The sequence below is a fragment of the Paenibacillus sp. VMFN-D1 genome, assembly GCF_003386155.1.
In the GTDB taxonomy this organism is placed as follows: Bacteria; Bacillota; Bacilli; order Paenibacillales; family Paenibacillaceae; genus Paenibacillus_AQ; species Paenibacillus_AQ favisporus.
Window position 1 is genome coordinate 368,466 of sequence record NZ_QRDU01000001.1, and the last position, 24,507, is coordinate 392,972.

The following is a 24,507-nucleotide window of genomic DNA, read 5'->3' on the forward strand; positions in this document are numbered from 1 at the left end:
ATTTAACCTGGGAGGGATTGAGGATGAACCAACTCGTGATCGCATTGTTCCGGACGAGACAGGATACGGCGCTGGCGGTCAGTGCGCTTTGGGAGCGTCATTTTGACAAAAAGGACGTGTCGCTGCTTGCCCTTGACAAGAGACAGTTATCTATCGTATGCCGGGATACCGGCTTGAAAGAACCCGTGTCCAGGCATGGTACCAGCGGGTTGTTCGGCGAAATCCGGGATTTAACTTCCAGCCTGACGCTGCGGGATCAAGTCACCTGGGCATCGGGACCGGCAGCGGCCAAACTTGGGGGGGCGGAAGTCGGCGGGAAGAGCGACGGGCTGATTGTCAGTCTGGTGGGGATTGGCGTCCCCGAAGGGGATGCAGAAAACTATGAGAAGCTGCTGATTCAGGGGCATTTTATGGTCATTGTGGAATGCAGTAAGGAGCGAAGCATCGAGGCGCAGCATGTTCTTGAGGCCCATCGGTGCGTCGAGACGAGAAAAGAAAAGCGTGTATCGACATAAAAAAAAGGCGATCGAGTACCGATCCCCTTCCGGTCAATAAATGATTCTCCGGCTTAAGTTAACGGCCGTTCCGTATTTTTTGCTGAGGATCTTGGCCTCTTCGGTGACGTAGGCGAGGATATGCTGCAGCCGCTGGGTGGCCGGCCGGATGGTTTCTTTGACTTCTCCGTGGACGATGACGTCAAACACGATCATGAACGAATACCTCCTTATATGCGGGATAAATCCATGATAAAATACAACCATCAGAGAGGAATCAATTTGGATGGAGCGGTTTGTAAACTCTACGGTTTATACTCGCATTACATAAGACGGGTACGATAAGTTGGTAAGGTTTGCGAGAATACCAGTCGGGAGGTTGAGAGAAGTTGGATTCGATTATTAATTTTGCCCACCGGGGCGCATCTGCGGTATGTCCGGAAAATACGATGGCCGCTTTTGCCCGCAGTTTGGAGCTTGGTGCCACAGGGATTGAAACCGATGTTCAGTTAACCCGGGACGGCCGGCTTGTCCTGATTCACGACGAAACGTTGTCCCGGACGACAAACGGGAGCGGGTGGGTCAAAGACCATGATCTGGAAGAGTTGAGGAAGCTGGACGCCGGCAGCTGGTTCCATCCCGATTTTGCGGAGGAGCGCCTTCCGCTGCTGGAAGAGCTGCTGGAGCTGGTTCAGGGCACCGGGACCGTCGTCAACATCGAGTTGAAAAATACGAAGGTACCTTATGCAGGGCTTGAGGAAAAGGTCATCGACATGGTAAGAAGCTATAACCTGAGCGAGCGGATCGTCATCTCAAGCTTCAATCACTATTCCCTGCGGCTCTGCAAGCAGCTCGCGCCTGAAATCCGCACCGGCATTTTGTACATGGAGGGACTGTATGAGCCGTGGGAGTATGCCCGCAGCGTTGAAGCTGACGCCCTGCACGCTTACCATTTTGCGGTGCTGCCTGAATTTGTGGCGGGAGCAAAGGCGGCCGGTAAGGTATACCACCCATGGACGGTCAACGAAGAAGAAGAGATGCAGCGTCTTATCGACGCAGGGGCAGCGGGGATCATCACCGACTACCCCGATAAGCTGGCAGCGCTGCTGAGCGCTTCGGTGCGCTCCTGAACAACGATAACCCGATGCCACGGCGGCATCGGGTTATGTTGTGCCCGTAAACGTCTACAGAACAGTGAGGGAACGCGTCACCCTTGATGATCCGCTGAATCCCCGTTCGACGGATGTTTACCTTTCTTCAATTCCCGCGCCCCTTCTTCCAGCACGTCTTCAATCATGTCCGTGGATGAGGGCGTTTCATGATCGGGATCCGGAATGGGGTCGACCCCGGGGAAACGATCCTCTTCATTCGGTTTATTCATCGCCACACGTCCTTCCAATAGAATCGTTGGTACTTCCATAGTGTGTTCCTTATATGTAAGGATAAACCGTTCCACGCGCCGATGAACCACATTTTCCTGCACCTTACGAGCCAAAAGGTTAATCGTTATATAAAAAATAAAGCCGCCCAGGCAGGGCAGCGAATATTAACGAATATGAATGAGGCGTGACAGATGGCCGACTTCATCCAGCGGAATCCACATGGAGCCATACACCGTCCGCATCTTTAAAGTTCCCGGATCATCGGATTTCTCAGGGATGCCGGTGATGGATTCACCATCCAAATTTTGAACGAATAATTGATGGCCGCGGCGGATTGCCATTTCAATTTCCTTTTCCATGAGACTATTCTCCCGTATCCACATACTGGTAAGACTTTTGTATCAATAACTATCTTTATCATAAGATAATTTTCGTCTGTTGGATAGAGAACGGATGTTTGATTGGTGGGGATATGGACCTAAAATATGAATTTAATTTGAACAGTTGTGCTGAAAAATAAAAAAACCCTCCGTCTGGAGGGGCAGAAAAGAATGCCGAGCAGTTAAATCCGGATGTCTAGACGGTTTCCCAAATGGGGTGCGGCGCTGCTATCCAGCATTTTGACCAGGGATTGACCGTCCTGCGAGGCTTGATCCTTAGCGATTTTAAGCACCTGGATGCTCACATTTTGAGCCAGCCGGGACTGGCTCATGGCCATCGATAAAGCAGGGATATCCATCATAAGCCTCCTCTATGTAAAATGGGTAACATCTATGTTATCGGATTTTCGGTGTGATTTATAAAATAGATGCCGCCCGGGAACCAAGTTCCCGGGCGTGCGATCAGGGAGGTGTCATGCTGATTTCATCCGAAAAATCCGGAATTAATACATGTCTCCACCGAAGTGATCGCGACAGTGGCATCTTTTATGGTGGCGTTTTTTGAAGTGGTGGTGCTGTTTGTGAATCTTATGGCAGGAAACATGCTTTTCTTTGTGAACCTTTTTGATTACAGGTTCCCAGTCCACTTTGACGAATATCGTTTTCTTGATTTCTTTTTTGAGGACGACTGGTTTTGGTTTGCGGACATGGCAGCGATGGCCGTGATCATGTTCGTGGAAAAAGAATTTACCCATTTGGTTACCCCACCTTTGTTGGAAAATGTGAAACCTGAGATATCGTATGTAACGGTTTCCTTCGCAAACACGGCGGAGGTCCAGGTGGGAACAAAATAGATGATTATCTTAACGGGACAGGGCCAAAACGTCTGCAGTTAAGTGTGAAAATAACAAAAAACCCTTGAAGCCTTAAGCTTCAAGGGTTTCTATAGATGATCTGCAGTGGGCTCGAACCACTGACCCCCACCCTGTCAAGATGGTGCTCTCCCAGCTGAGCTAGCAGATCGTATAAGTCAGATACATTTAATATAATAACAGCGCCGAAGTTAGCTGTCAATCATTTTATTTGGCTCACGGTGAATGGCATGTACAATTTGTTTGCCGCTCATGATTAGAAGCTATCCAAACGGGCGAAAACTAAAGTATATTTCGAAACAGAAGGAGTGGCAAGGTATGCTGAACAAAGGCGGGCTGCTCGCGGCAGGGCTGTGCCTGCTGCTTGCCGGATGCTCCCCCGCGGGTGAGTTTTCGGATGCGCAGGAGCCGATCAAGCCCGGTTCAACTATGGCCGACTCACCGATTATGCTGGACGTTTACGGCAAATCGGTCAGCGAGGATGTGTATTCCAAGGGCCCTATTACGCCGCCCTGATTCCTCGTGACAAGACATAGGGCCCGTGCTCCGACTGCACCGGCCCTTGTTAATTTTAGATATAAGAAAGTATTTGCATCGGAGATTCGCTTTCCTTATATCGCAAGAAAAACTTCCGAAAAACGCGGTCTATCTTCCGTGAGTGTTCGTCGATAAACGTTGCTCCTATTCCTCATCCCATTTGCGTGAATACCCTTTTTGGATGACATAAATGAATGAATAGATTAAGATGGCTGATAAAATGACGATCAGCGCAATAGTCATGCCCATAACGATCCATGGTCTCCCTTCCATAGAGCTCTCATGAGTCAACTATACAGGAAAATCATTTTTTTGTATAATGATTCAGCCGTGTTTTTTATATTGATTGCATGAAAGAGAGGGTAACCGATGCCTGCAGAAATAGTATACGTGACGACCCCCGAGCAGCTGGAACATGCGCTGGACATCCGCCAGGAGGTGTTCGTCAAGGAACAAAACGTGCCTGCCGACCTGGAGATCGACGAATACGATGTGATCAGCGAAAATGTTCATCATATCCTCCTTCAGGACAAGGATCAGTATGTGGCCACCGGCCGGATCATTTATTATAACAGCGATACCGCCAAGATGCAGCGAATCGCGGTTCGCCGCGAGTTCCGCACCCACGGGTTCGGCCGCATTTTGCTGATGGCGATGGAAGAGCGGGCGAGGGAACTGGGGCTGGCCTATTCCATCCTGGATGCTCAATGCCAAGCTGAACAGTTTTATGCAAAACAAGGCTATGAGGTCATTTCCAAGGAGCCGTTCGATGACGCGGGCATTCCGCATGTCCGTATGAAGAAAACACTGTAGGCTTCATTTCTTCGCATAAATCCATGTTCTCAGGGAACGATATCCATATGTCACCTTGATATATCATGACAACTTAAGGAGTGGATATCGATGGGAAACCCGGGAAGAGAACAATTTATCGCAGTACAGAAGAACGGTGACGGCGACTTGACGGCCTTTCAAACGTCGTCGGGCCGGGTGCTCGATTACGAGCAGGCGCTGCAGGAAGTAAAAGCGGGCGCCATTGCCGGAGTAAACGTCTTTAAAGGCCGTGACGGCGAGATGTACATCCGCGGGGACGCCGACGGCGATCCGTCGAATAATCTCGATAACCTGCCTACTTTTGAATAAAAGACGAGCGTCATGCTTCCAAAAATAACAGCCGGCTGCAGAGAAGGTTCATCTTTCTGCAGCCGGCTGTGTTTTTTCACCCGTAATCCACATCGACCTGCAAGGGTTACAGCGTATATACGTGCCCTTGCTCAAGGAAGGTCATTTCTCCGGTTTTTCCTACAAACTCGTCTTTATTATCCGCATAATGCATCAATCGGATCATACGCTGAACCGGCTCCGGCAGCGATAGCAGCTCACTGAGCGTCGTATGCACCTCGCCCGGTCCTTCCAGCTGGACCTCGTGCAGGATCGTATCACAGCCGCGTTCCCGTACGAGCTTGTCCAGCAGCCCGGGGTCGAAGGTCATGTCCGCGCTGTAGAAGATCCGGCCGTTAATATAGAGGGAAAAGCTGTCTTTGCCCGGAATGTGACGGTTCGGGATAAGCTCCAGCTCGATTTGCTCCGACAGGCGGCAGGGAACCCCCGGCTGAAGCGTATGTACGTCGAAGGCGTCCTCGAGGCAGGTGATCTCGCCAGGTTGGGACAGACCGCCCTTCAGCGTGTGCTCCCACAGCACATCACGCAAAGCTTCCGCGATATAAAGCTTCATTTTGCGACGATACGCATATTTCATCTGGAAGGCAAGCTCCTCCAGACCGCCGACATGATCGCCATGAATATGGGTGATCATCACGGCATCCAAGTCATTAAACGTTTTGCCCAGTTGGTGAAGGGCGAGGGGTGCCGTAATTCCGCAATCGATCAGCAAAGTGAACGACCCGTCCCCGAGCATGGCATTATTGTTGAAATACTTTTTGGCAAAAGCGCTGCCTGTCCCCAGCATCTGAAGCTGCAAGCTCATCGGTTGATCCTCCTGTGAATGAGCGGCATGCCGAGCATGCCGTTCGTATTTTTTTCTTTCATTATACACCACAGTTCCCAATTTCCATCTCCCCCCATAATATGCTGTAAACGCGCGAAATGGGGTTTTGTCATGGCGAAGGGAAAAAGCAAAAAACCGGCACAAGCCAAAGGGGAAAAGGTCATCCGAGGCATGAGGCTCGTGACCTCCGACGTATGCGAGGCCTGTAAAACGCCTTGTGCCCGGGGAATGGCGTACGCGGCACGGATGAGAGTTCCGGGTGCGGTCGGCAAAGGGGTGCCCTGTATTTTAACCAAGAAGTAAGGAGAGAAATGAGGAACTGAACCAAAAATTTGGAGCTATAGTCCCACAAGGTGGGGCTTTTTTTGTGTTTCTGGAATAAAATCCCTTCACTTTTGAGAAAAAATGTGAGTTTTGTCCGTATGTACAGCGCAACTTGCGTTTGTACTTTTCGTATATACATACAACATCACGATGGAAATGGAGGGAAATGAACAAGATGAATTGGAAGAAAGTTATGGTATGCGTATTCGCCTTTTCCCTGATGGGGGGTTCTGTGTTTGCGGATTCGATCACCCAGAAAGTCAGGGTGTGGATGAACGGCAAGGAAATCCAGGACGGCGGTTATATCATCGACGGTAAAACCTATGTCCCGATCCGGGAGTTTGACGGGGTCGTAAAGTTTAATTCAGACACGAACAAGGTTGAATTCATTAAGCCTAACGTACATATATTTCTGTTTAATGGAGATACCGTCTTCGGTAACGTCAATAAAGGGAAGCTCAAATTTAACGTATTTTGCCAGGTGGACAGCTTATCGGACGATGTGGCTAGCGTAAAGGTGGCTATTACGGATCCTTCGGGAAAGGTCAAGGACATCCAGTCTCAGGACGTGAGCGGCAGCCAGAAGGATAATTTCTGGTTCCGGACTTACGATTTTACGTATGATTTCAGCAGCGCGGGCAAATATAAAGTGGGGTTCTACATTAAGGCCACCAAGACCAGCGACTACGTCCTCGTATCGCAAAAAGTAATCACTGCGCTGAACTGACAACCCCCGAGGAGGATAAATTGACCAGATCATGCGGACGTGATACGATACGGTGGTATGATCCATTCCAACCATAAGTGAGGTTTTTGTTAAAATGAGCGATCACAAGCATGAACACGGCGAAGCCTGCAATCATGATCATGACCATGATCACGAGCATGAGGAATTTGTTCTGACGCTGACAGATGAGAACGGCAAAGACGTGGAAATGGTTCTTGTCGAAACATTCGATGTAGGCGAGAACGTTTATGCACTGCTGCTGGAACGTGAGAATCCTGAAGCGGACGGCATCATCCTTCGCGTCGAGGAAGAGGACGAGGAAATGATGCTTTACAATATTGAAGACGAAGAAGAATGGAACAAGGTGGAAGCCGCTTATAACGAGCTGGTTGCCCAGTTGGACCAGGAGTAATCCTTTTCGCCACAAGCCCTACACCAAGAAACCCCCGAACCGCAGCGAAAGCGGGACCGGGGGTTTCTTTTTTGGTGCAGGCGGCAAACAGCCGCGCGTATTAAAAAATCGGATCGGTTTCCACAATGACCTTGACGTTTTGAATATACCGGTCTTCCGGTCCTTTTACCGGGAGTCCGACGTCCACATGGTCGACGATGTAGTCGATATTGTCTTGGGAGATGACCTCTCCCGGAAGAAGGATCGGAATGCCCGGCGGATACACATAAATGAACTCGGCAATGATGCGTCCGGCCGATTCCTTGAACGGAATGACTTCCGTATCCCCGTAGAAGGCGTCCCTTGGGATGAGGGACAGCTGCGGAATTTCCGGAATTTTAACAACCAGCTCGTTGGCTGTGTTTACATTATAGTAGGTCTGTGCCAGCTCGCGGAGCGCATTCACCAGGATGGAGATGGTCTCCTCGTTATCCCCTGGCGTAATCAGGCACAGGATGTTGTACATGTCGCTCAGCTCGACTTCGATATTATACTTTTCGCGAAGCCAGTTTTCGGTCTCATAACCGGTGATGCCCAGGTGGCGGACATGGATGGTCAGCTTGGTCGGATCATAATCGTAAGTCGCTTCCCCGCCGAGAATTTCCTTGCCGAAGCAGTAGAGACCTTCAATTTCATTGATTTGCTTGCGGGCGGACTGCGCCATGTCGATGGCACTTTGGGCCATGGCATATCCGTTCAGCGCCAGGTTCCGTCTGGAGGTATCCAGCGAGGCGAGCAAAATGTAGGAAGTCGACGTCGTGGTCAGCATACTGATGATCGTCTGCACGCGCTGCGGATTGACATAGCCGTTCTTCGTGTTCAGATTCAGCACGGAGCTCTGCGTCATGGAGCCGCCCAGCTTATGCACGCTCGTCGCGGCCATATCCGCTCCGGCATCCATAGCGGACATCGGCAGTTCCGGATGGAAATGGGTCAGCACGCCGTGGGCTTCGTCCACGAGGACGGGCACATGCCGGCTGTGGGCGAGGTCCACGATCTCCTTCAGATTGGCGGAGACGCCGAAGTACGTCGGATTAATGACGAGAACCGCCTTGGCGTCCGGATGACGATCCAGGGCCCGCTGCACGGAGCGGACGGTAATGCCGTGGTCGATCCCTAAATTTTCGTCGCGGGCCGGCGATACGAAGACGGGCTTGGCCCCGGAGAAAATAATCGCGGACATGACCGACTTATGGACATTCCGGGGAACGATGATTTTGTCGCCAGGAGAGCACATCGTCAGAATCATGGTCATAATCGCGCCGCTGGTTCCCTGTACGCTGAAGTACGTGTAATCGGCGCCGAAAGCGTCAGCAGCAAGAATCTGGGCTTCCTCGATGACACCGGTCGGCTGGTGGAGGTCGTCCAGCGGGGCAATATTGATCAGATCTATAGAGAGGGCGTTATCGCCGATAAATTCTCTGAATTCGGTATCGGTCCCCATTCCCTTCTTGTGGCCGGGAATATGGAACTGAACGGGATTTTTTGCCGCGTGCTGTGTGAGTGCTGTAAATAAAGGGGTACGGCTATGGTCCATGTATGCTGTCACAACCTTTCATCTGTTAAAATTACAAAGCTCAGTATAGCAAATCGGGGGGCGAATGCAAGCGGCTTTTTGACCCTGTGAAAATCTCGTCCCCATATGGGGTACACTATTAGTATAGACCATACTGCCGGGAGGATTCGCACAAACCAAAATAGGGAAGTGGTGAAACGCGTGTCGCAAATAACGGAAGCGGCGGCAGCCCGCCGGCTGATTTCGCCCTTTTTCATCGGGCTGCTGACGATTCTATTTCTCGTTGAATTTATGAAAGGGTCGCTTCTGGTGGCCATTTTGCCGGTTTATATGAAAAACTCGCTCGGTCTCGGCGCCCATACGATCGGTCTCGCTTTTTCCCTTCAATATATCGGAGACAACCTGTTCCGCAGCCCGTCGGGCTGGATCGCCGAGCGGCTGGGGTACCGCAGAACGCTGACGGGGGCGCTGCTGCTGACCATCGTCGCGGTTGGCATGATCGCCTTCTTATCCGGCGCAGGCTGGCTGTCGCTTGCCTGTTTTATTCTTGGGGTAGGCACTTCGCCGCTGTGGCCCTGCGCCATGACCGGGACGACGGCCATTTCGGGTCCGAGAGGCAGCAGCGGACAAATGATCGGCATGCTCGAGATCGCTTCGCTGGGCGGAACAGGCGCAGGACCGATCGTCATGAATTTTTTGATGGACCGTACGAACAAAAACTATCAGACGCTATTTTTTATCCTTATCGGCTGCTGCATCATCGTAGTTCTGGTTGCATTGCTCCTCCCGGGAAGAGTCAAGGCCAATGGGCAGGGGATGGAAAGCAGGACGGAAGCTGTAAGAGGGTTCCTTCCCCAGCTGCTCGGAAAGGTAAATCATCTTTTTGCCAGCATCCGCAAGACGCTGTACGAAATCAGGCACAACCTGAAGGTCAGCTGGCTGGTATTTCCGGCGCTGTTTCTCCAATCCTTCGTCATCGGGCTGCTCAGCCCGGTGATCACGCTGTACGTTCAAAATGAGCTGCATCTGTCTCCGAACATGTACAGCCTGCTGCTGATCGCGGGCGGAGGCATTACGGTGCTGGCGATCATTCCATGCGGGAAGCTGGTCGACCGGTTCGGAACCGCCCCTTTCCTGAATGCCGGGTTTCTGCTGGCGGCTATTTCCCTCATCATGTTCTCGGCGGTGCGCTCGCTGCCGGTTGTGTTCGCCATCGTAGGTATGGTGGGCATCAGCTATGCCATGATCCTGCCTGCCTGGAATACCTTTGTATCGACGCATGTTCCGAAAGGCGAGCGGGGAGCGGTTTGGGGATTTTTCCTTACCCTCCAAGGCTCGGGCATGGTTGTCGGGCCGATCGTTTCGGGTCAGCTCTGGGACCGTCTCGGGCATTCGGTGCCTTTTGTCGCCAGCAGCATCGTCATGGCCGTGCTGTTTGTGATCCACCTCGTTTTGTCGCGCAAGAAGCGGGCAGAGGCGCCGTAAGGAACAAAAAAAGGATAGGGTGCCAGCGCGCTTATGCGTACCGGCTGCTCTATCCTTTAATATTTGGCTGCACCGTAGCGGCGGTTAGAACGCCATTTTATACAGCGGCAGCAGCTGTTCAAAAGTGGAATGAATGACGGACACCAGCTGGTCTCCGTTCTCCAGCACGGGGTCCCCTTTTTCAATCCGGAGTCCGCACAGCACCTCGGATTTTTTGACGTTCTTCAGCTTGTCCGCCATTTTGGCGAAGTCTGCGGCCGTCATTTCAGACTGCGGGGTAAAGCCGGGGTCCATATGGTCCATCGACCAATAGAACGTTTTGGGGAGCCTTTTGACAGCTGCGATTCCTTTCTTGCTTTCCAGGTGCTCGGCGAATACCGACTTGTTCATGCTCTCGTAAATGATCGCAAAGATGATGAACAGATGCGTGCCGAACATGCCCACCTGAAAATGAGGGAGGGCTTTGTAGCCGCGTTTGTTGGCCGCCCAAGCCACCCAGGTATCGTTCGGCGGATTCACCGTCCGGCGGGCATGCTTGGCCACGTGAACGAACATTTCCTCTCCGCAGAGCGCGGACAGGAATGGTACGATTTCGCTGCCTAATATTTCAAGTTTGGGGCGAACCCGCTCAATGAGCACTTCCATCCGGGGCTCCAGTCCCTCCACATTAAACACTTCAAAATCCTGCGCGTTAAATCCTGCAAACGGCATTCTTGCTGCCTCCTCCATCCAAATGCGTGTTGAATTTTTGTCCCATTATACCATAATCCGCGGCGGATCTTTAATTGGCAGGGCTTCCGGCCGGTTTTTTCCGTTTGATGCTGCGCCCTGTCGGGTAAAAATAGTCAATAAACCAAGTTACCGTTACATAGGATAAAGTATAAAATATAGCAAAGCTGTTAAGCCATCAGCTTGATAACGAAGCTGAAGAATCACCGGCCGATTCCAGCCCGCCGGTCTTAAGAAGCGGGAGAAGGAACAGCCAAAGGCGGTCCAATTTTGAAGGAGGGAGTGCCGTGAATAAGAGCTATGAAGTGGAATACTGCAATTTGGAGCTTCGGTTTAACCGGCGGCATATTCAGGACCTGATCAAGGATTTGATTCAAGACGGCTATTCGTTGTACTGGAGCGAAAACGAAACCCTGTTCATCATCTCCGTCCGAACGGGGCGCAAACTCGTCAAGCTGCGGTTTAACCGGACGAAAAACGGTTATAAGATGGTTGGGGATTACACGATCCGGGACGCCAAGCTGGCGGAATGGATGGAGAAGCTGATCGAGGATACCCGCGGTCACGCGATCGTCAAACGGTTCAAGGACCGCCAGATTCTGATCGAGAGCATTCTATTCGGCGAGGTGATCCGGCTTGTCGAAATTTCAGGCTATCAGCAAAAAGTATTGTATCAGAAGGGTCCTTTTATGACGGAGCAGGAGATTTCCAAAATGTATTTCTCCAAAGAGGGCGACTTGCGCCTGCAGCTCCTGAGGCTTGAGCTGGATGACGAGCTGGAGCGCCTGTACGAGGCGATGCAGGCCGGAGATGCCGAAAAAGCGGAGAAGAGCAAGGAGAAGCTCGCCGCCCTGTCCAAGGATTTAATGATGCTTGAATGGTAAATTACCTTTTGTACGACAATAGAATGGAAGATCGTTCATAAACACCTCGGATGCGCTGCGGGGTGTTTTATCACGGGCAGCTGACTGCCGAACCCGGACTTCACTTTCACGCGTAAACACGTTAAAATAGGCTTGTTCTAAAATTTTCATCAAAAAATCGCAAAGAATGGAGAAAAAACATATGTCGAAACAACAAATTGGTGTCATCGGCCTTGCTGTCATGGGCAAAAATCTGGCACTCAACATTGAGAGCAGAGGCTTCACCGTTTCCGTGTTTAACCGCTCTCCAGAAAAAACGCATGATCTTTTGAAGGAAGCCGAAGGAAAAAATCTGACGGGGACTTTCTCGATTGAGGAATTTGTGAACTCGCTGGAAACACCGCGAAAAATTTTAATTATGGTACAAGCCGGCAAGGCGACCGACGCCACGATCGAGCAGCTGGTGCCTCACTTGGACGAAGGGGACATCATCATCGACGGAGGCAACGCGTACTTCCCGGATACACAGCGCCGCAGCGCGGAGCTGGAAGCAAAAGGGCTGCGCTTTATCGGGACAGGCGTATCCGGCGGGGAAGAGGGAGCTCTGAAGGGACCTTCCATTATGCCTGGGGGACAAAGAAGCGCCTACGAACTGGTAGAACCGATTCTGACGGCGATTTCGGCCAAAGTGAACGGGGAGCCTTGCTGTACATATATCGGACCGGACGGTGCCGGACATTACGTAAAAATGGTGCATAACGGCATCGAATACGGCGACATGCAGCTGATCTGCGAAGCTTACCAGCTTCTGAGGGACACGCTGGATTTGAGCGCCGAAGAACTGCATGAAATTTTCTCCGACTGGAACAAGGGCGAGCTCGACAGCTACCTGATCGAAATTACGGCCGATATTTTCGCCCAAAAGGATCCGGAGACGGGCAAACCGATGGTGGACGTTATTTTGGACGCAGCCGGACAAAAAGGCACGGGCAAGTGGACAAGCCAAAGCTCCCTGGATTTGGGCGTGCCGCTGTCCATGATCACGGAATCCGTGTTCTCCCGCTTCCTGTCGGCCATGAAGGAAGAACGCGTAGAAGCGAGCAAAATATTGAACGGCCCGAAAAAAGCACCGTTCCAAGGGGACAAAGCCGAGTTTATCGAGAACGTCCGCAAGGCGCTGTTTGCAAGTAAAATCGTATCCTACGCCCAAGGCTTCGCGCAGCTGCGCGTCGCTTCCGACGAGTACGGCTGGGATCTGCAGTACGGCAACCTGGCGAAAATCTGGCGCGGCGGCTGCATCATCCGCTCCCGCTTCCTGCAGAACATCACCGACGCCTACGAGAAAGATCCGGGCCTGAAAAACCTGCTTCTGGATCCGTTCTTCAAGGACATCATCGAGAACTACCAGGAAGCATGGCGTACGACGGTAGCGACGGCCGTTGCTCAAGGCGTTCCGGTTCCCGGCTTTGCCAGCGCCCTGGCATATTTCGACAGCTACCGCACGGAGCGGCTTCCGGCGAACCTGCTTCAGGCGCAGCGCGATTACTTCGGAGCCCACACGTTCAAGCGCGTGGACAAGGAAGGCGTCTTCCATCACAACTGGATTCAGGAGTAATCGTTACTTGGGGGAGCCGCTTCGTTTTCTCCGCTCTGGAAAAGTCCGTGCATCGCCTCCAGCAGGCAGACGCGGATCCTTTCGTTGTCGAGCCCCTGGGCAGATGACCGGCTGAGCAGGAGGACGGCGGCCTCGCCGAAATATTGAAAATTGCGCATTAGACGTGGCTTGGGAAGCTCCAGCAGGGCTGGATCTTTCTGGGCCACTTTTTTTTGGACGTAATGAAGCACCCAGAGCAGATCGTCCCGGCACAAAATGTGCTGGGGATCGAAGATTTGCTCTATCCGTTTGGGGCCTCCTAGTAAAGGGCTATGGGAATCATGCATGGCTCCTCTCGACCACTCCTCATATTCTACTGGTTATCAAGTTGATGTATGTATATGATAGAGTTCCTGCAAATAGACTTGCAGGCGAAGGACGGCATTGTCGAAAGTTTTTGGCCTGTGTTATGATATGTAGCAAGTAACGGCATGGGCAGCAGCAAGTGCAAAAGGGGTGTTCTATTGAACCGGACTAAACAAAATATTATCTTGATCGGTATGATGGGCACGGGCAAGTCAACCGTCGGCGATCTGCTGGCTATGGAGCTCGGATACCGGCTGATCGATCTGGATGCCGCCGTCGTGGAAAAGGCCGGCATGACGATCCCGGAGATCTTCGAGCGGCATGGCGAGCCGCATTTCCGCGAGCTCGAGAACGAGACGCTGCGGCAGGTGCTCGCCTCCGGAGAAGGAGTGATCGTCGCCACGGGGGGCGGCGCGGTGCTGCGCCCGGACAACTGCGAGCTGATGCTGCAGGGGGGGCTCGTCGTGGCGCTCACCGCGGATGCGGAGCATATTATTGCCAGGGTCCAGGGGGACCGGAACCGGCCGCTGCTTGCGGGCAATGCGGAGGAGCGGGTGAGAGCGCTGCTTGAGGAGCGGAGAGACGCGTATCGCTTTGCCCACTGCACGGTGGACACGTCGGGCCTTGCGGCGGAAGAAGTCATGCGTGCAATTTTAGCGCATTACCGCGTCTAAGCTTATCTCTGTGAAAAACAGCAGCAGCCTGAACGGGGTCAAGCTGCTGCTTCAGTAGCTTAGGTTGCGGATGGGCATCCAAGCCATAACTTCCCTTTGTGGGGATGATGTTTTCGGGCCCCCCGCCAAGTACCTGAATAGGCATCGAAGCAATAACTTCACTTCGTGGGGATTATTCTTCTTCTTCCTCGTTCCATTGAAGCATGCCGCCGACCATGTTGACGCAGTCGATGCCGTGCTGCGACAGGTACTGGCAGGCGCGCATGCTGCGGCCGCCGCTGCGGCAGATCATAATGACTTCGCCGTCTCTCGGGATTTCGTCCAGACGGGCGGGGATTTCACCCAGCGGGATATGCTTGGCGCCGCTGATCATGCCCTGGGCCACTTCATCGTCCTCACGGACGTCGATCATCTGCAGGGACTCGCCGGCAAGCAGGCGGCGTCTCACCTCAGAAGGCTCTATTTCACGAAACATTGACAATGTTAAAACCTCTTTTCGACTGTAATCATACTGTTCATCACCTATGATAACCAAGCAGTAAATCGGCTGTCAATCCGGACAGATCCGCGGGAAGAGCTATACTACCGACTAGTGCAAAGGAGATTACACATGGACATGATCGTACATCCGACTCCCCGGCTGAGCGGGGAAATCGGAGCTCTCTCATCCAAAAACTATACGACCCGCTACCTGCTGGTGGCGGCGCTGGCCGAAGGGACAAGCACGGTATACTTCCCGGCTCACAGCGAGGACAGCGACGCAATGCGCCGCTGTATCCAGGACCTCGGCGCCACGCTCGTCGAAGACGACGAGAAGGCCGTCATTACCGGCTTCGGCAGGCATCCGCGTGACGTCAAGGAGCTGAACGTCGGCAACGCCGGAGCGGTGCTGCGCTTCCTGATGGGAACCGCCGCCCTCTGCCCGGGGGTGACGTTCGTCAATACGTATCCGGACTCGCTGGGCAAGCGTCCGCACGATGACCTGATCACCGCGCTTGAGCAAATCGGCGTGCAGGTGGAGCACAACAACGGACGCCTGCCGATCACGATTCGCGGCGGGCAGGCGAAAGGCGGCCGAATTACGGTATCGGGCGAAGTAAGCTCGCAGTACTTAAGCTCTCTGCTGTTCCTGACACCGCTGCTGGCGGAGGACAGCGAGATTGAGGTCACGGGCGACCTGAAATCGAAAGTCGTCATCGGTCAGACGCTGGAAGTGCTGGAGCAGGCAGGGATCGTCATTCATGCCAGCGACGACTACACGCATTTCCGCGTTCCCGGCAACCAGTCCTACCAGGCGAAAACCTATACTGTGCAGGGCGACTACCCCGGATCGGCGGCGGTGCTGGCCGCGGCAGCGGTCACGGAATCGGACGTGCTGATCAAGCGCCTGCCGGTGCAGAGCAAGCAGGGAGAGCGCGCGGTTGTCGACGTGCTTCAGATGATGCAGACTCCCCTGACGCATGAGAACGACGAAGTCCATGTCCGCGGCAACGGGAAGCTTAAAGCCGTCGAGTTTGACGGGGACGCAGCCACGGATGCCGTGCTGGCCATGGTGGCGGCCGCCGTGTTTGCGGAAGGAACCTCCCGCTTCTATAACGTGGAAAATTTGCGCTACAAGGAATGCGACCGCATCACCGATTACCTGGCTGAGCTGCGCAAAGCCGGGGCCAACGTGGAGGAGCGCCAGGCGGAGATCATCGTCCACGGGCGGCCGGAAGGGGTCGAGGGGGGCGTCGAGATCAACGCCCATTACGACCACCGGGTCATCATGGCGCTGACCATCGTCGGCCTGCGCTCCAAGCAGCCGCTGCGGATCAAGGACGCGCACCACGTCGCCAAATCGTATCCGCAGTTCTTCGACCATATGAAGGCGCTTGGCGCCCAGGTGGAATGGGTAAAGTAACTCATAAGTTATATAAGTACAGGTAAATCGGATTCTTGAAGAAAAATAGAGTAAAGGCGGGATGAACGATGTCATTTGAAAATCCGACCCGGGAAGAAATCAAGGAAATTCTGGAGCAGGCCGGCAACATTGCGGTCGTCGGCCTGTCCGACAAGCCGGACCGCACTTCTTATATGATTGCGGAAGCGATGCAGCAGCGCGGCTACCGGATCATTCCCGTGAACCCGACCGTTCAGGGAACCATCCTTGGCGAAACCGTCTACGCCTCGCTGAAAGACATTCCCGAACCCGTCGATATTGTCGATGTGTTCCGGCGCAGCGAATACTGCGCGGACGTGGCCAGGGAGGCTGCCGACATCGGCGCGCGGGTACTGTGGCTGCAGCTCGGCGTTGTCAACGATGAAGCCGCCAGCATCGGCGAAGAGAACGGCATGCGGGTCATTATGGACCGCTGCATCAAGGTGGAGGACTCCGTAACCCGGCCGAACCGTCCCGGCCAAAAGAACGGATAATACCTTCACTGAATACGAGGCAAGACAGGGCCGTGCAGAGCAATCTGCAGGTCCTTTTTTCTTTTTGACAAAAAGTTGAACAACGCGTACCATTTTAAATATGTGTGTGTGTTGAGAGGAGAGTGCATGTCTTGAACTGGCTTGGATCGCTGCAGCAGCTCGGCAGAGCAGTGATGCTGCCTACGATGGTTCTGCCGTCGGCCGCCATACTGCTGTGTGTCGGCAGTCTGCCATGGGCAGCCTGGGGGCTGCCGGGCGTCGCAGAGGTGTGCACTTGGGCAGGACAGGGTATTTTTTATTTCCTCCCGTATCTGTTTGCGGTAGGAGTGGCCTGGGGACTGGCGAACCAGGCGGGACCGGCTGGCCTTGGGGCTCTTGCCGGGATGTTTATCTATGATCAAATTACGAGGCATCTGGGTAATGGTGGCATTCAGCCTTCTACGCTGATCGGCATCATTTTCGGCATGATCGCCGGCTCTGCCTATAACCGGTATAAACATATCAAGCTGCCTGAGATTGTCCAGTTTTTTGGCGGCTCGCGCTTCGTGCTTTTGTTTATGGGGCTGTTCTCCGCCCTGTTTTCGTGGGTGATGGTCTTCATCGCTCCGCTGCTGCAGAAGGCGCTGAACGAGCTGACCATGCTCATGGCGCATATGGGCGGATTCGGTCTGTTTTTATACGGCATTTTGTACCGGATCCTGACGGCGTTCGGCCTTCATCATCTGCTCAACAATGTTTTCTGGTTCCAGCTGGGAACCTACAAAATCCCGTCGGGCAGCATCGTGCAGGGGGATTTGCCGCGTTATTTTGCGGGGGATCCGACCGCCGGTACATTCATGGCCGGATTGTTCCCTATTATGATGTTCGCGCTGCCGGGCATCGCCTTGGCGATCATCCAGGAAGCGCGGGAAGACCTGAAGCCGAAGGTCAAGAAGACGTTTTTGACGGCGGCTTTGGTCTGCTTCTTGACCGGGGTGTCGGAACAGATCGAGTTTGCCTTCTTGTTCGCAGCGCCTTATTTGTTCATCCTGCATTCGATCCTGTCGGGGATCGCGATGTGGATTACGTATGCGCTCGATATTCATCACGGGTTTTCCTATTCCGCAGGGGCGATCGATTATCTGCTGAATTTCCATCTGTCGCATAACGCGCTTCTGCTTATTCCGATCGGGCTCGGATACGGCCTTGTGTACTATTTTCTGTTCCGCTGGGCCATTCGGAGGTTTCAAATTCCGACGCCCGGACGCGAGGAAGGCTCCACGCTGGAAGACTGGGCAGGCAACATCCCTTATCAGGCGCCGCTCATTCTGGAAGCGCTCGGGGGCAAGGACAACATCGTCCAGGTGGAATCCTGCATCACCCGGCTGCGGCTGACGGTCAAGAACGACCGCATCATCGACGGCAATGCGCTGAAGCTGCTCGGCTCCGCGGGGCTGATCAAGCTCGGCGGCGGCAACGTCCAGGTCGTATTCGGCACCTATTCGGAGCTGATCCGCGAGGAAGTGAACAAGCTGCTGCACCGGGATTTGCCGCAGGTGCTGTTCAGCGCGCCGGTCCAAGGGAAAATGATCCCGATCGAAGAAGTGCCCGATCATATTTTCGCCGCGAAGCTGGTGGGAGACGGGGTGGCGTTCATGCCGGAGAAAGGGGAGCTTGTGTCTCCGGTATACGGGACGATCATGCACCTGTACCCGACGATGCATGCCATCGGGATCTCGACACCGGAAGGGCTCGAGGTGCTGCTTCACATCGGCATCGATACGTCCCAGCTCAAGGGCGGGCATTTTACCGCGGTCGTGCAAGAAGGAGACGCGGTGGAGCCCGGCCAGCTGCTGGTTAAATTTGATATCAACTATATCCGAAGTCATGCTTCATCGCTTGCCACGCCGATGGTGATCACCAACCCGGACCGCGTTAAGTCATGGAGCTTCGCTCCGTTCAAAGCCGTCAAGAAGGGGCAGACGTCGGTTATGTCCGTAGTATTACACGACAGAAATGTTGGAGGTTTGGAATCATGATACAAGGCATCGGTGCATCTGCCGGGGTAGCGATTGGAAAAGCATTTGTACTGCCGAACTGGGAATGGGACCTGCCCGAGACCGGGATCGACGCAGTAGATCTGGCCAACGAATTTGAACGGCTGTATGAGGGGATACGCACCTCCAAAAATGAGATTGAGTTTATTAAAAATGAGTTCAGGGATATGGTCGGGGAAGAGGAGTCGAGCATTTTTGACGCCCATTTGGCCATCCTGGACGATCCGGTGTTCATGAATGAAATTCAAGGCGTCATTGAGCGCCAGTATAAAGCGGCCGAGGTCGCAGTAAAAGAGGCGATCGATCATTTCGTCACGATGTTCGACCTGCTGGATGACGAATACATGAAGGAGCGGGCGATGGACATCAAGGATGTCGGCAACCGCCTGCTCAAGCATCTGCTCGGCGCGCCGGAGATTACGCTGCCTGCGGATACCCAGCCGTATATCCTCGTGGCCAAGGAGCTGTCCCCGTCCCAGCTGGCACATTTGAATCCTTCCCACGTGCTCGGCATCGTGACGATGGTCGGCGGGAAGACGTCCCATTCGGCAATTATGGCGAGGGCTCTCGGTATCCCGCTCGTTGCGGGGCTGGAGAACAAGCTGAAGGATCCGATCCAGACCGGGGATTTGCTGGTCATTGACGGGGACACCGGAGCGCTGTATCTCAATCCGGACGATGCGCTCGTGGAAGAATATGTGCGGATCCGGGAGCGCCAGCTGGCGAAAAAGGAGCAGCTGGAGCTGCTGGCTGCCGTCGAAGCGATCACGAAGGACGGCTGCGAGCTTCACCTGGCCGCGAACATCAGCTCCGCCAAAGAAGTGGAATCGGCCTTGAAATACGGCGCCAATGGCGTAGGGCTGTTCCGGACGGAATTTTTGTACATGGACCGCAGCACGTTTCCGAGCGAAGAGGAACAGTTTGAGGTGTACCGCCAGGTAGCCCAGCAAGTGGGTGAGCTTGGGGCGGTGATCCGCACGCTCGACATCGGCGGCGACAAGCAGCTGGATTATTTTGCGCTGCCGGATGAGGATAACCCGGTTTTAGGCTACCGGGCGATCCGGATCAGCCTTGACCGCCAGGAGCTTTTTCAGACGCAGCTGACCGCCATTCTTCGGGCGAGCGCGTTCGGCAGGGTGAAAATTATGTACCCGATGATTTCATCGGTCGACGAAATCAGACAAGCCAATGAAGTGCTGCATCGGGCCATGGCCGATCTTGACGCAAGGGGCATCGCTTACGACAAGGACATCCCGGTCGGCATCATGATCGAGATTCCCGCCGCAGTCATCATCGCCGATCTGCTCGCGGAAGAATGCGACTTCTTCAGCATCGGAACGAACGATCTTGTGCAGTACGTATTGGCGGTTGACCGGATGAACGAGCAAATCGCCCATATGTATCATCCGTTCCATCCGGCGATTCTGCGGATGCTGCGCACGACGGTGGAAGCCGCGCACCGGGCGGGCATTCCCGTCAGCGTGTGCGGCGAAATGGCCGGCGATGAACGATCGGTACCGATCTGGCTGGAGCTGGGCGTGGACCATCTGAGCATGTCGATCCAGTCCCTGTTGAAGCTGAAGCATCGGATACTTAACACGACGGCTTCCGATGCGAAGCGGACGGCGCAGACATGCTACCAGTTGAAGAGCAGCGTCGAAATCGAACGCCTGCTGACCGAATTTGCCGAGCCTGCCTGCGCAAATAACGAAAACATGAATCAGCCTCGTGGCGAAAAGGGCAGCAACGCTTCCTGACCGCCTGCCGCCACTACCGTCGAAATACAGAAAAGAGCCCGCCGATCCACCAAGTGGACGGTCAGGCTCTTTTTTTTGACCCGGCTGACTGTCTATGGCCTGCTGCTTATTGCCCCGCAAGCGCATCGCAAAAGGCTTTGCCGTAAGGCGGAAGATCCGGCGGGCGGCGGGCGGACACGATATGTCCGTCAGTGACGACCGCCTCGTCCTTCCAGATCGCGCCGGCGTTCTCCATGTCGTCCCGGATGCCCGGAGTGGAGGTCACGGTAACGCCCTGCAAAATTTTAGCCGAGACCAGCACCCAGCCTGCATGGCAGATTTGCCCGATCGGCTTGCGGTCCTCGTGCATTTCCCGCACCAGCTGCAGCACCTTTCCGTAGCGGCGCAGCTTGTCCGGCGCCCATCCACCGGGCACCAGTATGCCGTCGTAATCCCGGCTGTCCACTTCTTCAAACGAATAGTCCGATACGGCAGGAACGCCATATTTGCCGATGTAGGTATGTCCCTTCTTGTCCCCGACCAGGTGCACCTCGGCGCCTTCCTCCCTCACCCGGTATACGGGATACCACAGCTCCAAGTCTTCAAACTGGTCATCGACGAGCGCAATGACCTTCTTTCCGGCTAATCTCATGTTCAGCATGCTCCCTCCTGAGTAAATGTCCCTATGTTTCCAGTGTAACAAAAATGAATAGAACAATCATGCTTTACAAGAAAGGGATGGGCCGTTTGGTAAATAAAACTGGTGGGCTGGAGAGGAAGGAATCCAGCGCGGGCAGGGCGAATACGAAGGGAAAGACGATTTTTACAATGACTATATAAAGATGTAAAAAGATATATGGGGTGGAAATATGGGATCAAAATGTAAATGTGGGGAAGTCCTTCGACTTGATCTACGCACGGTGATGTATACCCGTAATGTAATCATACGGCATGTTCCGGTGCTTGCTTGTGACGATTGTTCGAATTATGAGCTGCTGCCATGCATGAGACCGGTGCTGAAGAAATGCGTCGAGACGCTCGGGGAGCGTCCTTCCCGTCGAAGCTTTTCTTTGGCAGACCACCATGAGCTGGCAGGAATGGTTCGCGAGGTGTTCCTGCGTCCCGACAGCCTGTCCCGCGAAGATTTGGAGCTGCAGATTGAAACCGAGGTCAGGGACCGTATCAACCTGCTTCTGGACTTATACAGCTTTGCCGAACAGACGGAGGACCACGAGTGGGTGGAAAATATCCGGGAGCGGCTGTCCCAGCTGTCGGCAATGCTGCCTGAATTGAACCAATTTTACGCCTGATTTACGTTTTACTGCATTTTTTCGGGTTTTTCGCTAGGTATGTTGGATTTTTCACGAGCTTTTTGATACGATAGATTCAGGATTTGAATCGAAAAAAGGGGATGTATATCAAATGGCGACAATGACTAAACTGACTACTAGCGATCAGCTGCAATCCGCATTGGAAGCCTCCACAGATAAGCCTCTGCTGCTGTTTAAGCATAGTACACGCTGCCCGATCAGCGCCGGTGCGTATCGGGAAATGATGTCTTACTTGGAAGATCAGCCGAATGAAGCCGTACAGTATGGTCTGATCCATGTTGTCGAAGACCGTCCGGTATCGATGGAAGCGGCGGATCGTCTTGGGGTGCAGCATGAATCGCCTCAGGTTATTCTGGTTCAAAATCAGGCGCCCATCTGGCATACGTCTCATTCTCATATTACTTCTGAAGTGATTAAAGAGCATTTGCAACAGCTGTAAGTGTAATCATTGCACAATGCAAAATTTTGTCGTATCATTGAGTTTAATGGGTTGACGAATGAAAATTTATTTGCAATGGAGAGAAGGAATTTGACGGTAACCATTTACGATGTGGCGCGTGAAGCAGGCGTATCGATGGCCACGGTATCGCGGGTTGTCAACAACAATCCGAACGTGAAGCCTCAGACCCGGAAGAAAGTATATGAAGCAATTGAACGATTAGGATATCGTCCGAACGCGGTGGCAAGAGGACTTGCCAGCAAGAAAACGACAACCGTGGGTGTCGTGATTCCGGACATATCCAACTCCATTTTTGCGGAGATCGCCCGGGGTATCGAAGATATCGCCAATATGTACCACTACAATATCATTTTGTGTAACGCTGACAAGAGAAAAGACAAGGAAATTCGCGTCATCAACACGCTGCTGGAGAAGCAGGTGGACGGGCTGCTCTTCATGGGCGGAACCGTAACGGACGAGCATATTCAGGCTTTCCAGACTTCGGCTGTACCGATCGTGCTCTGTGCGACGCGCGACGAGAACGGCATTTATCCTTCCGTGGATATCGATCATGAGGCGGCTGCCTTTGATGCGGTAAATACGCTGATTCGTCACGGTCACCGTGACATCGCCATGATCAGTGGAACGCTCCAGGACCCGGCGAACGGCTATGCCCGTTTCCAAGGCTACAAGAGAGCGCTGGAAGCTGCCGGCATCGAGTATCAGGAAGACCTGGTTCGCATCGGCAACTACCGGTACGAATCCGGTGTGGAAGCGATGAAGTATTTCCTCGGGCTGAAGAAGAAGCCTACGGCGATCTTTGCGGCCACCGACGAGATGGCGATCGGCGCCATTCACAGCATTCAAGACGAAGGTCTGAAGGTTCCCGATGACTTCTCGATCATCAGTGTGGATAACATCCGCATGGCTTCGATGGTTCGTCCGCAGCTGACGACTGTAGCGCAGCCGATGTACGATTTGGGTGCGGTAGCGATGCGTCTCTTGACCAAGCTGATGAAGAAAGAAAATGTGGACAACCCTCGGGTCATTCTTCCTCACGAAACGATTTTGCGGCTCTCCGTAAGTCATGTGAACGAGGAATAAATAGACATATCCAAATATGAAAAAGGTTGAATACTCGTGAAAAAAGCTCCTTCCAAGGAGCTTTTTTTGGGATGTGCGGCTCTTAACAGATACGATGCAGCCATGTGCCTGTTTTCATAGCCAATTGAGGCCTTATCGTCCGAAATCATATTTTGTACAAGCCAGCATCATCGAGAACTGACCGCTTGAAAGGATTGAAGATGACATGCCAGAAATGATAGGAATCATCGGAGCCATGGATGAGGAAGTGGAACTGCTTCTTGCCGGGATGGAAGGGGCGGAGACAGTCACGAAAGCGGGCGTCAAATATGCCCGGGGTACATACAGAGGCAAGCCGGTTATCGTTTGCAAATCCGGCGTGGGCAAAGTCAATGCGGCGGTAACGACGCAAATTTTGATCGACCAGTTTGGCGTCGGCAAAGTGCTGTTTACCGGTGTGGCCGGAGCTGTTCATCCGGAACTGAACATCGGCGATATCGTCATTTCGTCGGACTGCGTGCAGCATGATATGGATGTGAGCCCGCTCGGATACGCACGTGGCGTAATCCCTTACCAGGAAGTATCGGAGTTCAAGGCGGACGCAAGTCTCATCGCTTTGGCGCAGGAAGCTTGCCAGGCTCTCGGAGAGGTCAACTGCAAGGTGGGACGGGTTCTCTCGGGGGACCAGTTTATCGCGAACGTCGATCAGGTAGCCTGGTTTTACGAGCATATGGAAGGAGCCTGTGTCGAAATGGAAGGCTCTGCCGTAGCCCAAGTCTGCTATATGAACGGCGTGCCGTTTGTTGTGATCCGGTCGATGTCCGACAAGGCCGACGGTTCGGCACATGCCAATTTTGCCGAATTTACGGTAGCGTCGTCACGCCGCTCCCATGCGATTCTGGATTACATGGTGCAGCGGTTGTAGTCGGCGGCTCGACAAGCATCGAAACGATTGGAATCTAACTAAAAATCCCCAGTCCCTTGAAGAGAGGATGGAGCCGCACGATGATCGGCTCGCTTTGCCCCTCTTCCGGGAGACCGGGGATTTTTTCGGCTTGTCCGGCA

The 24,507-nt window shown here is 53.4% G+C and carries 31 protein-coding genes and 1 tRNA gene; 21 read left to right on the plus strand and 11 right to left on the minus strand.

The window, feature by feature from the left end; translation table 11 throughout:
• Window positions 1–23 precede the first annotated feature (23 nt).
• Window positions 24–515: a hypothetical protein gene (locus C7820_RS01705; RefSeq protein WP_116229563.1), complete on the plus strand. Its 492-nt coding sequence runs from the start codon at window positions 24–26 to the stop codon at window positions 513–515.
• 33 nt (window positions 516–548) lie between these two features.
• Here C7820_RS01705 and C7820_RS01710 read toward each other — a convergent pair whose 3' ends face one another.
• Entirely contained in the window at window positions 549–710 is a 162-nt protein-coding gene (locus C7820_RS01710; RefSeq protein ID WP_076169882.1) for a mechanosensitive ion channel protein MscL, read from the minus strand.
• A gap of 173 nt (window positions 711–883) precedes the next feature.
• On the opposite strand from C7820_RS01710, the gene C7820_RS01715 reads away from it, so the two are divergent.
• Window positions 884–1,624: a glycerophosphodiester phosphodiesterase gene (locus C7820_RS01715; RefSeq protein ID WP_116229564.1), complete on the plus strand. Its 741-nt coding sequence runs from the start codon at window positions 884–886 to the stop codon at window positions 1,622–1,624.
• A 77-nt stretch (window positions 1,625–1,701) separates the two neighbouring features.
• Here the strand turns inward: C7820_RS01715 and C7820_RS33380 are convergent, their stop codons facing one another.
• The 3 genes from C7820_RS33380 to C7820_RS01725 form a co-directional block, all read right to left on the minus strand.
• Complete coding sequence (locus C7820_RS33380) at window positions 1,702–1,875, minus strand: hypothetical protein (protein WP_167527088.1); 174 nt, start codon at window positions 1,873–1,875, stop codon at window positions 1,702–1,704.
• A 165-nt stretch (window positions 1,876–2,040) separates the two neighbouring features.
• Window positions 2,041–2,235, minus strand: coding sequence for a hypothetical protein (locus C7820_RS01720; protein ID WP_089548166.1), 195 nt, complete (start codon window positions 2,233–2,235; stop codon window positions 2,041–2,043).
• Window positions 2,236–2,438: 203 nt separating this feature from the next.
• Entirely contained in the window at window positions 2,439–2,615 is a 177-nt protein-coding gene (locus tag C7820_RS01725; protein WP_076169885.1) for a YjfB family protein, read from the minus strand.
• Window positions 2,616–2,792: 177 nt separating this feature from the next.
• Here C7820_RS01725 and C7820_RS01730 point away from each other — a divergent pair, with 177 nt between their 5' ends.
• On the plus strand, window positions 2,793–3,110 hold the full coding sequence (locus C7820_RS01730) for a hypothetical protein (RefSeq protein WP_147306250.1): 318 nt from the start codon (window positions 2,793–2,795) through the stop codon (window positions 3,108–3,110).
• A gap of 96 nt (window positions 3,111–3,206) precedes the next feature.
• Here C7820_RS01730 and C7820_RS01735 read toward each other — a convergent pair.
• A tRNA-Val gene (locus C7820_RS01735) sits at window positions 3,207–3,279 on the minus strand.
• Between the two features lie 167 nt (window positions 3,280–3,446).
• Here C7820_RS01735 and C7820_RS01740 point away from each other — a divergent pair.
• The 3 genes from C7820_RS01740 to C7820_RS01750 all read left to right on the plus strand — a co-directional run bounded on the left by C7820_RS01740 (window position 3,447) and on the right by C7820_RS01750 (window position 4,808).
• Window positions 3,447–3,644, plus strand: a complete 198-nt coding sequence (locus C7820_RS01740) for a hypothetical protein (protein ID WP_116229566.1) — start codon at window positions 3,447–3,449, stop codon at window positions 3,642–3,644.
• Between the two features lie 390 nt (window positions 3,645–4,034).
• Window positions 4,035–4,478: a GNAT family N-acetyltransferase gene (locus tag C7820_RS01745; protein WP_116229567.1), complete on the plus strand. Its 444-nt coding sequence runs from the start codon at window positions 4,035–4,037 to the stop codon at window positions 4,476–4,478.
• 90 nt (window positions 4,479–4,568) lie between these two features.
• A complete protein-coding gene (locus C7820_RS01750) occupies window positions 4,569–4,808 on the plus strand; it encodes a DUF3892 domain-containing protein (protein ID WP_076169889.1) in 240 nt (79 codons plus the stop codon).
• Window positions 4,809–4,914: 106 nt separating this feature from the next.
• On the opposite strand, the gene C7820_RS01755 is transcribed toward C7820_RS01750, so the two are convergent.
• Entirely contained in the window at window positions 4,915–5,652 is a 738-nt protein-coding gene (locus C7820_RS01755) for an MBL fold metallo-hydrolase (protein WP_116229568.1), read from the minus strand.
• 132 nt (window positions 5,653–5,784) lie between these two features.
• Here C7820_RS01755 and C7820_RS01760 point away from each other — a divergent pair, with 132 nt between their 5' ends.
• The 3 genes from C7820_RS01760 to C7820_RS01770 all read left to right on the plus strand — a co-directional run bounded on the left by C7820_RS01760 (window position 5,785) and on the right by C7820_RS01770 (window position 7,136).
• Window positions 5,785–5,976, plus strand: coding sequence for a hypothetical protein (locus C7820_RS01760; protein WP_105444558.1), 192 nt, complete (start codon window positions 5,785–5,787; stop codon window positions 5,974–5,976).
• Window positions 5,977–6,172: 196 nt separating this feature from the next.
• A complete protein-coding gene (locus C7820_RS01765; protein ID WP_089548164.1) occupies window positions 6,173–6,724 on the plus strand; it encodes a copper amine oxidase in 552 nt (183 codons plus the stop codon).
• A gap of 94 nt (window positions 6,725–6,818) precedes the next feature.
• Entirely contained in the window at window positions 6,819–7,136 is a 318-nt protein-coding gene (locus C7820_RS01770; RefSeq protein WP_076169893.1) for a DUF1292 domain-containing protein, read from the plus strand.
• A gap of 100 nt (window positions 7,137–7,236) precedes the next feature.
• Here C7820_RS01770 and C7820_RS01775 read toward each other — a convergent pair whose 3' ends face one another.
• Entirely contained in the window at window positions 7,237–8,712 is a 1,476-nt protein-coding gene (locus C7820_RS01775) for an aminotransferase class I/II-fold pyridoxal phosphate-dependent enzyme (RefSeq protein WP_116229569.1), read from the minus strand.
• 180 nt (window positions 8,713–8,892) lie between these two features.
• On the opposite strand from C7820_RS01775, the gene C7820_RS01780 reads away from it, so the two are divergent.
• Entirely contained in the window at window positions 8,893–10,176 is a 1,284-nt protein-coding gene (locus tag C7820_RS01780) for an MFS transporter (protein WP_258875094.1), read from the plus strand.
• A gap of 84 nt (window positions 10,177–10,260) precedes the next feature.
• On the opposite strand, the gene C7820_RS01785 is transcribed toward C7820_RS01780, so the two are convergent.
• Window positions 10,261–10,887, minus strand: coding sequence for a YktB family protein (locus tag C7820_RS01785; RefSeq protein ID WP_116229571.1), 627 nt, complete (start codon window positions 10,885–10,887; stop codon window positions 10,261–10,263).
• Window positions 10,888–11,192: 305 nt separating this feature from the next.
• Between C7820_RS01785 and C7820_RS01790 the strand changes: the two genes are divergently transcribed.
• The gene (locus C7820_RS01790; protein WP_076169896.1) at window positions 11,193–11,789 is read left to right on the plus strand and encodes a hypothetical protein; all 597 of its coding nucleotides are present in this window, start codon (window positions 11,193–11,195) and stop codon (window positions 11,787–11,789) included.
• A gap of 181 nt (window positions 11,790–11,970) precedes the next feature.
• Complete coding sequence (gene gndA / locus C7820_RS01795; protein ID WP_116229572.1) at window positions 11,971–13,383, plus strand: NADP-dependent phosphogluconate dehydrogenase; 1,413 nt, start codon at window positions 11,971–11,973, stop codon at window positions 13,381–13,383.
• Here the strand turns inward: gndA and C7820_RS01800 are convergent.
• Window positions 13,374–13,709, minus strand: a complete 336-nt coding sequence (locus tag C7820_RS01800; protein ID WP_076169898.1) for a hypothetical protein — start codon at window positions 13,707–13,709, stop codon at window positions 13,374–13,376. The two genes, gndA and C7820_RS01800, sit on opposite strands and share 10 nt — an antisense overlap.
• A gap of 177 nt (window positions 13,710–13,886) precedes the next feature.
• Between C7820_RS01800 and C7820_RS01805 the strand changes: the two genes are divergently transcribed.
• A complete protein-coding gene (locus tag C7820_RS01805) occupies window positions 13,887–14,402 on the plus strand; it encodes a shikimate kinase (RefSeq protein WP_234489328.1) in 516 nt (171 codons plus the stop codon).
• 172 nt (window positions 14,403–14,574) lie between these two features.
• Here C7820_RS01805 and C7820_RS01810 read toward each other — a convergent pair whose 3' ends face one another.
• On the minus strand, window positions 14,575–14,877 hold the full coding sequence (locus C7820_RS01810) for a rhodanese-like domain-containing protein (protein ID WP_076169899.1): 303 nt from the start codon (window positions 14,875–14,877) through the stop codon (window positions 14,575–14,577).
• Window positions 14,878–15,012: 135 nt separating this feature from the next.
• Between C7820_RS01810 and aroA the strand changes: the two genes are divergently transcribed.
• The 4 genes from aroA (at window position 15,013) to ptsP (ending at window position 20,610) form a co-directional block, all read left to right on the plus strand.
• A complete protein-coding gene (aroA, locus tag C7820_RS01815; RefSeq protein ID WP_116229574.1) occupies window positions 15,013–16,305 on the plus strand; it encodes a 3-phosphoshikimate 1-carboxyvinyltransferase in 1,293 nt (430 codons plus the stop codon).
• 68 nt (window positions 16,306–16,373) lie between these two features.
• A complete protein-coding gene (locus tag C7820_RS01820; RefSeq protein WP_076169901.1) occupies window positions 16,374–16,817 on the plus strand; it encodes a CoA-binding protein in 444 nt (147 codons plus the stop codon).
• Between the two features lie 131 nt (window positions 16,818–16,948).
• On the plus strand, window positions 16,949–18,835 hold the full coding sequence (locus C7820_RS01825) for a glucose PTS transporter subunit IIA (protein WP_116229575.1): 1,887 nt from the start codon (window positions 16,949–16,951) through the stop codon (window positions 18,833–18,835).
• Complete coding sequence (ptsP, locus tag C7820_RS01830) at window positions 18,832–20,610, plus strand: phosphoenolpyruvate--protein phosphotransferase (protein ID WP_116229576.1); 1,779 nt, start codon at window positions 18,832–18,834, stop codon at window positions 20,608–20,610. The genes C7820_RS01825 and ptsP overlap by 4 nt, the downstream gene beginning before the upstream one ends.
• 106 nt (window positions 20,611–20,716) lie before the next feature.
• Here the strand turns inward: ptsP and C7820_RS01835 are convergent, their stop codons facing one another.
• The gene (locus C7820_RS01835) at window positions 20,717–21,241 is read right to left on the minus strand and encodes a type 1 glutamine amidotransferase domain-containing protein (RefSeq protein ID WP_116231587.1); all 525 of its coding nucleotides are present in this window, start codon (window positions 21,239–21,241) and stop codon (window positions 20,717–20,719) included.
• A 352-nt stretch (window positions 21,242–21,593) separates the two neighbouring features.
• Between C7820_RS01835 and C7820_RS01840 the strand changes: the two genes are divergently transcribed.
• From C7820_RS01840 to C7820_RS01855, 4 genes are all read left to right on the plus strand, one after another.
• Window positions 21,594–21,899, plus strand: a complete 306-nt coding sequence (locus C7820_RS01840) for a hypothetical protein (protein WP_144025411.1) — start codon at window positions 21,594–21,596, stop codon at window positions 21,897–21,899.
• 112 nt (window positions 21,900–22,011) lie between these two features.
• On the plus strand, window positions 22,012–22,359 hold the full coding sequence (ytxJ, locus tag C7820_RS01845; RefSeq protein WP_076169905.1) for a bacillithiol system redox-active protein YtxJ: 348 nt from the start codon (window positions 22,012–22,014) through the stop codon (window positions 22,357–22,359).
• 90 nt (window positions 22,360–22,449) lie between these two features.
• Window positions 22,450–23,463, plus strand: a complete 1,014-nt coding sequence (gene ccpA / locus C7820_RS01850; RefSeq protein WP_076169906.1) for a catabolite control protein A — start codon at window positions 22,450–22,452, stop codon at window positions 23,461–23,463.
• Window positions 23,464–23,668: 205 nt separating this feature from the next.
• Window positions 23,669–24,367 carry a 5'-methylthioadenosine/adenosylhomocysteine nucleosidase gene (locus tag C7820_RS01855; protein WP_116229577.1) on the plus strand — a complete coding sequence of 233 codons (699 nt, stop codon included), beginning with the start codon at window positions 23,669–23,671 and terminating at the stop codon, window positions 24,365–24,367.
• The last annotated feature ends 140 nt before the right edge of the window (window positions 24,368–24,507 follow it).

What these genes read in the sequence shown, in the direction of transcription:
- C7820_RS01705 (WP_116229563.1), top strand. Translation starts at nt 24, where the DNA reads ATGAACCAACTCGTGATCGCATTGTTCCGGACGAGACAGGATACGGCG.
- C7820_RS01710 (WP_076169882.1), bottom strand. Translation starts at nt 710, where the DNA reads ATGATCGTGTTTGACGTCATCGTCCACGGAGAAGTCAAAGAAACCATC.
- C7820_RS33380 (WP_167527088.1), bottom strand. Translation starts at nt 1,875, where the DNA reads ATGAATAAACCGAATGAAGAGGATCGTTTCCCCGGGGTCGACCCCATT.
- C7820_RS01720 (WP_089548166.1), bottom strand. Translation starts at nt 2,235, where the DNA reads ATGGAAAAGGAAATTGAAATGGCAATCCGCCGCGGCCATCAATTATTC.
- C7820_RS01725 (WP_076169885.1), bottom strand. Translation starts at nt 2,615, where the DNA reads ATGGATATCCCTGCTTTATCGATGGCCATGAGCCAGTCCCGGCTGGCT.
- C7820_RS01740 (WP_116229566.1), top strand. Translation starts at nt 3,447, where the DNA reads ATGCTGAACAAAGGCGGGCTGCTCGCGGCAGGGCTGTGCCTGCTGCTT.
- C7820_RS01745 (WP_116229567.1), top strand. Translation starts at nt 4,035, where the DNA reads ATGCCTGCAGAAATAGTATACGTGACGACCCCCGAGCAGCTGGAACAT.
- C7820_RS01750 (WP_076169889.1), top strand. Translation starts at nt 4,569, where the DNA reads ATGGGAAACCCGGGAAGAGAACAATTTATCGCAGTACAGAAGAACGGT.
- C7820_RS01755 (WP_116229568.1), bottom strand. Translation starts at nt 5,652, where the DNA reads ATGAGCTTGCAGCTTCAGATGCTGGGGACAGGCAGCGCTTTTGCCAAA.
- C7820_RS01760 (WP_105444558.1), top strand. Translation starts at nt 5,785, where the DNA reads ATGGCGAAGGGAAAAAGCAAAAAACCGGCACAAGCCAAAGGGGAAAAG.
- C7820_RS01765 (WP_089548164.1), top strand. Translation starts at nt 6,173, where the DNA reads ATGAATTGGAAGAAAGTTATGGTATGCGTATTCGCCTTTTCCCTGATG.
- C7820_RS01770 (WP_076169893.1), top strand. Translation starts at nt 6,819, where the DNA reads ATGAGCGATCACAAGCATGAACACGGCGAAGCCTGCAATCATGATCAT.
- C7820_RS01775 (WP_116229569.1), bottom strand. Translation starts at nt 8,712, where the DNA reads ATGGACCATAGCCGTACCCCTTTATTTACAGCACTCACACAGCACGCG.
- C7820_RS01785 (WP_116229571.1), bottom strand. Translation starts at nt 10,887, where the DNA reads ATGCCGTTTGCAGGATTTAACGCGCAGGATTTTGAAGTGTTTAATGTG.
- gndA (WP_116229572.1), top strand. Translation starts at nt 11,971, where the DNA reads ATGTCGAAACAACAAATTGGTGTCATCGGCCTTGCTGTCATGGGCAAA.
- C7820_RS01800 (WP_076169898.1), bottom strand. Translation starts at nt 13,709, where the DNA reads ATGCATGATTCCCATAGCCCTTTACTAGGAGGCCCCAAACGGATAGAG.
- C7820_RS01810 (WP_076169899.1), bottom strand. Translation starts at nt 14,877, where the DNA reads ATGTTTCGTGAAATAGAGCCTTCTGAGGTGAGACGCCGCCTGCTTGCC.
- aroA (WP_116229574.1), top strand. Translation starts at nt 15,013, where the DNA reads ATGGACATGATCGTACATCCGACTCCCCGGCTGAGCGGGGAAATCGGA.
- C7820_RS01820 (WP_076169901.1), top strand. Translation starts at nt 16,374, where the DNA reads ATGTCATTTGAAAATCCGACCCGGGAAGAAATCAAGGAAATTCTGGAG.
- ptsP (WP_116229576.1), top strand. Translation starts at nt 18,832, where the DNA reads ATGATACAAGGCATCGGTGCATCTGCCGGGGTAGCGATTGGAAAAGCA.
- C7820_RS01835 (WP_116231587.1), bottom strand. Translation starts at nt 21,241, where the DNA reads ATGAGATTAGCCGGAAAGAAGGTCATTGCGCTCGTCGATGACCAGTTT.
- C7820_RS01840 (WP_144025411.1), top strand. Translation starts at nt 21,594, where the DNA reads ATGAGACCGGTGCTGAAGAAATGCGTCGAGACGCTCGGGGAGCGTCCT.
- ytxJ (WP_076169905.1), top strand. Translation starts at nt 22,012, where the DNA reads ATGGCGACAATGACTAAACTGACTACTAGCGATCAGCTGCAATCCGCA.
- C7820_RS01855 (WP_116229577.1), top strand. Translation starts at nt 23,669, where the DNA reads ATGCCAGAAATGATAGGAATCATCGGAGCCATGGATGAGGAAGTGGAA.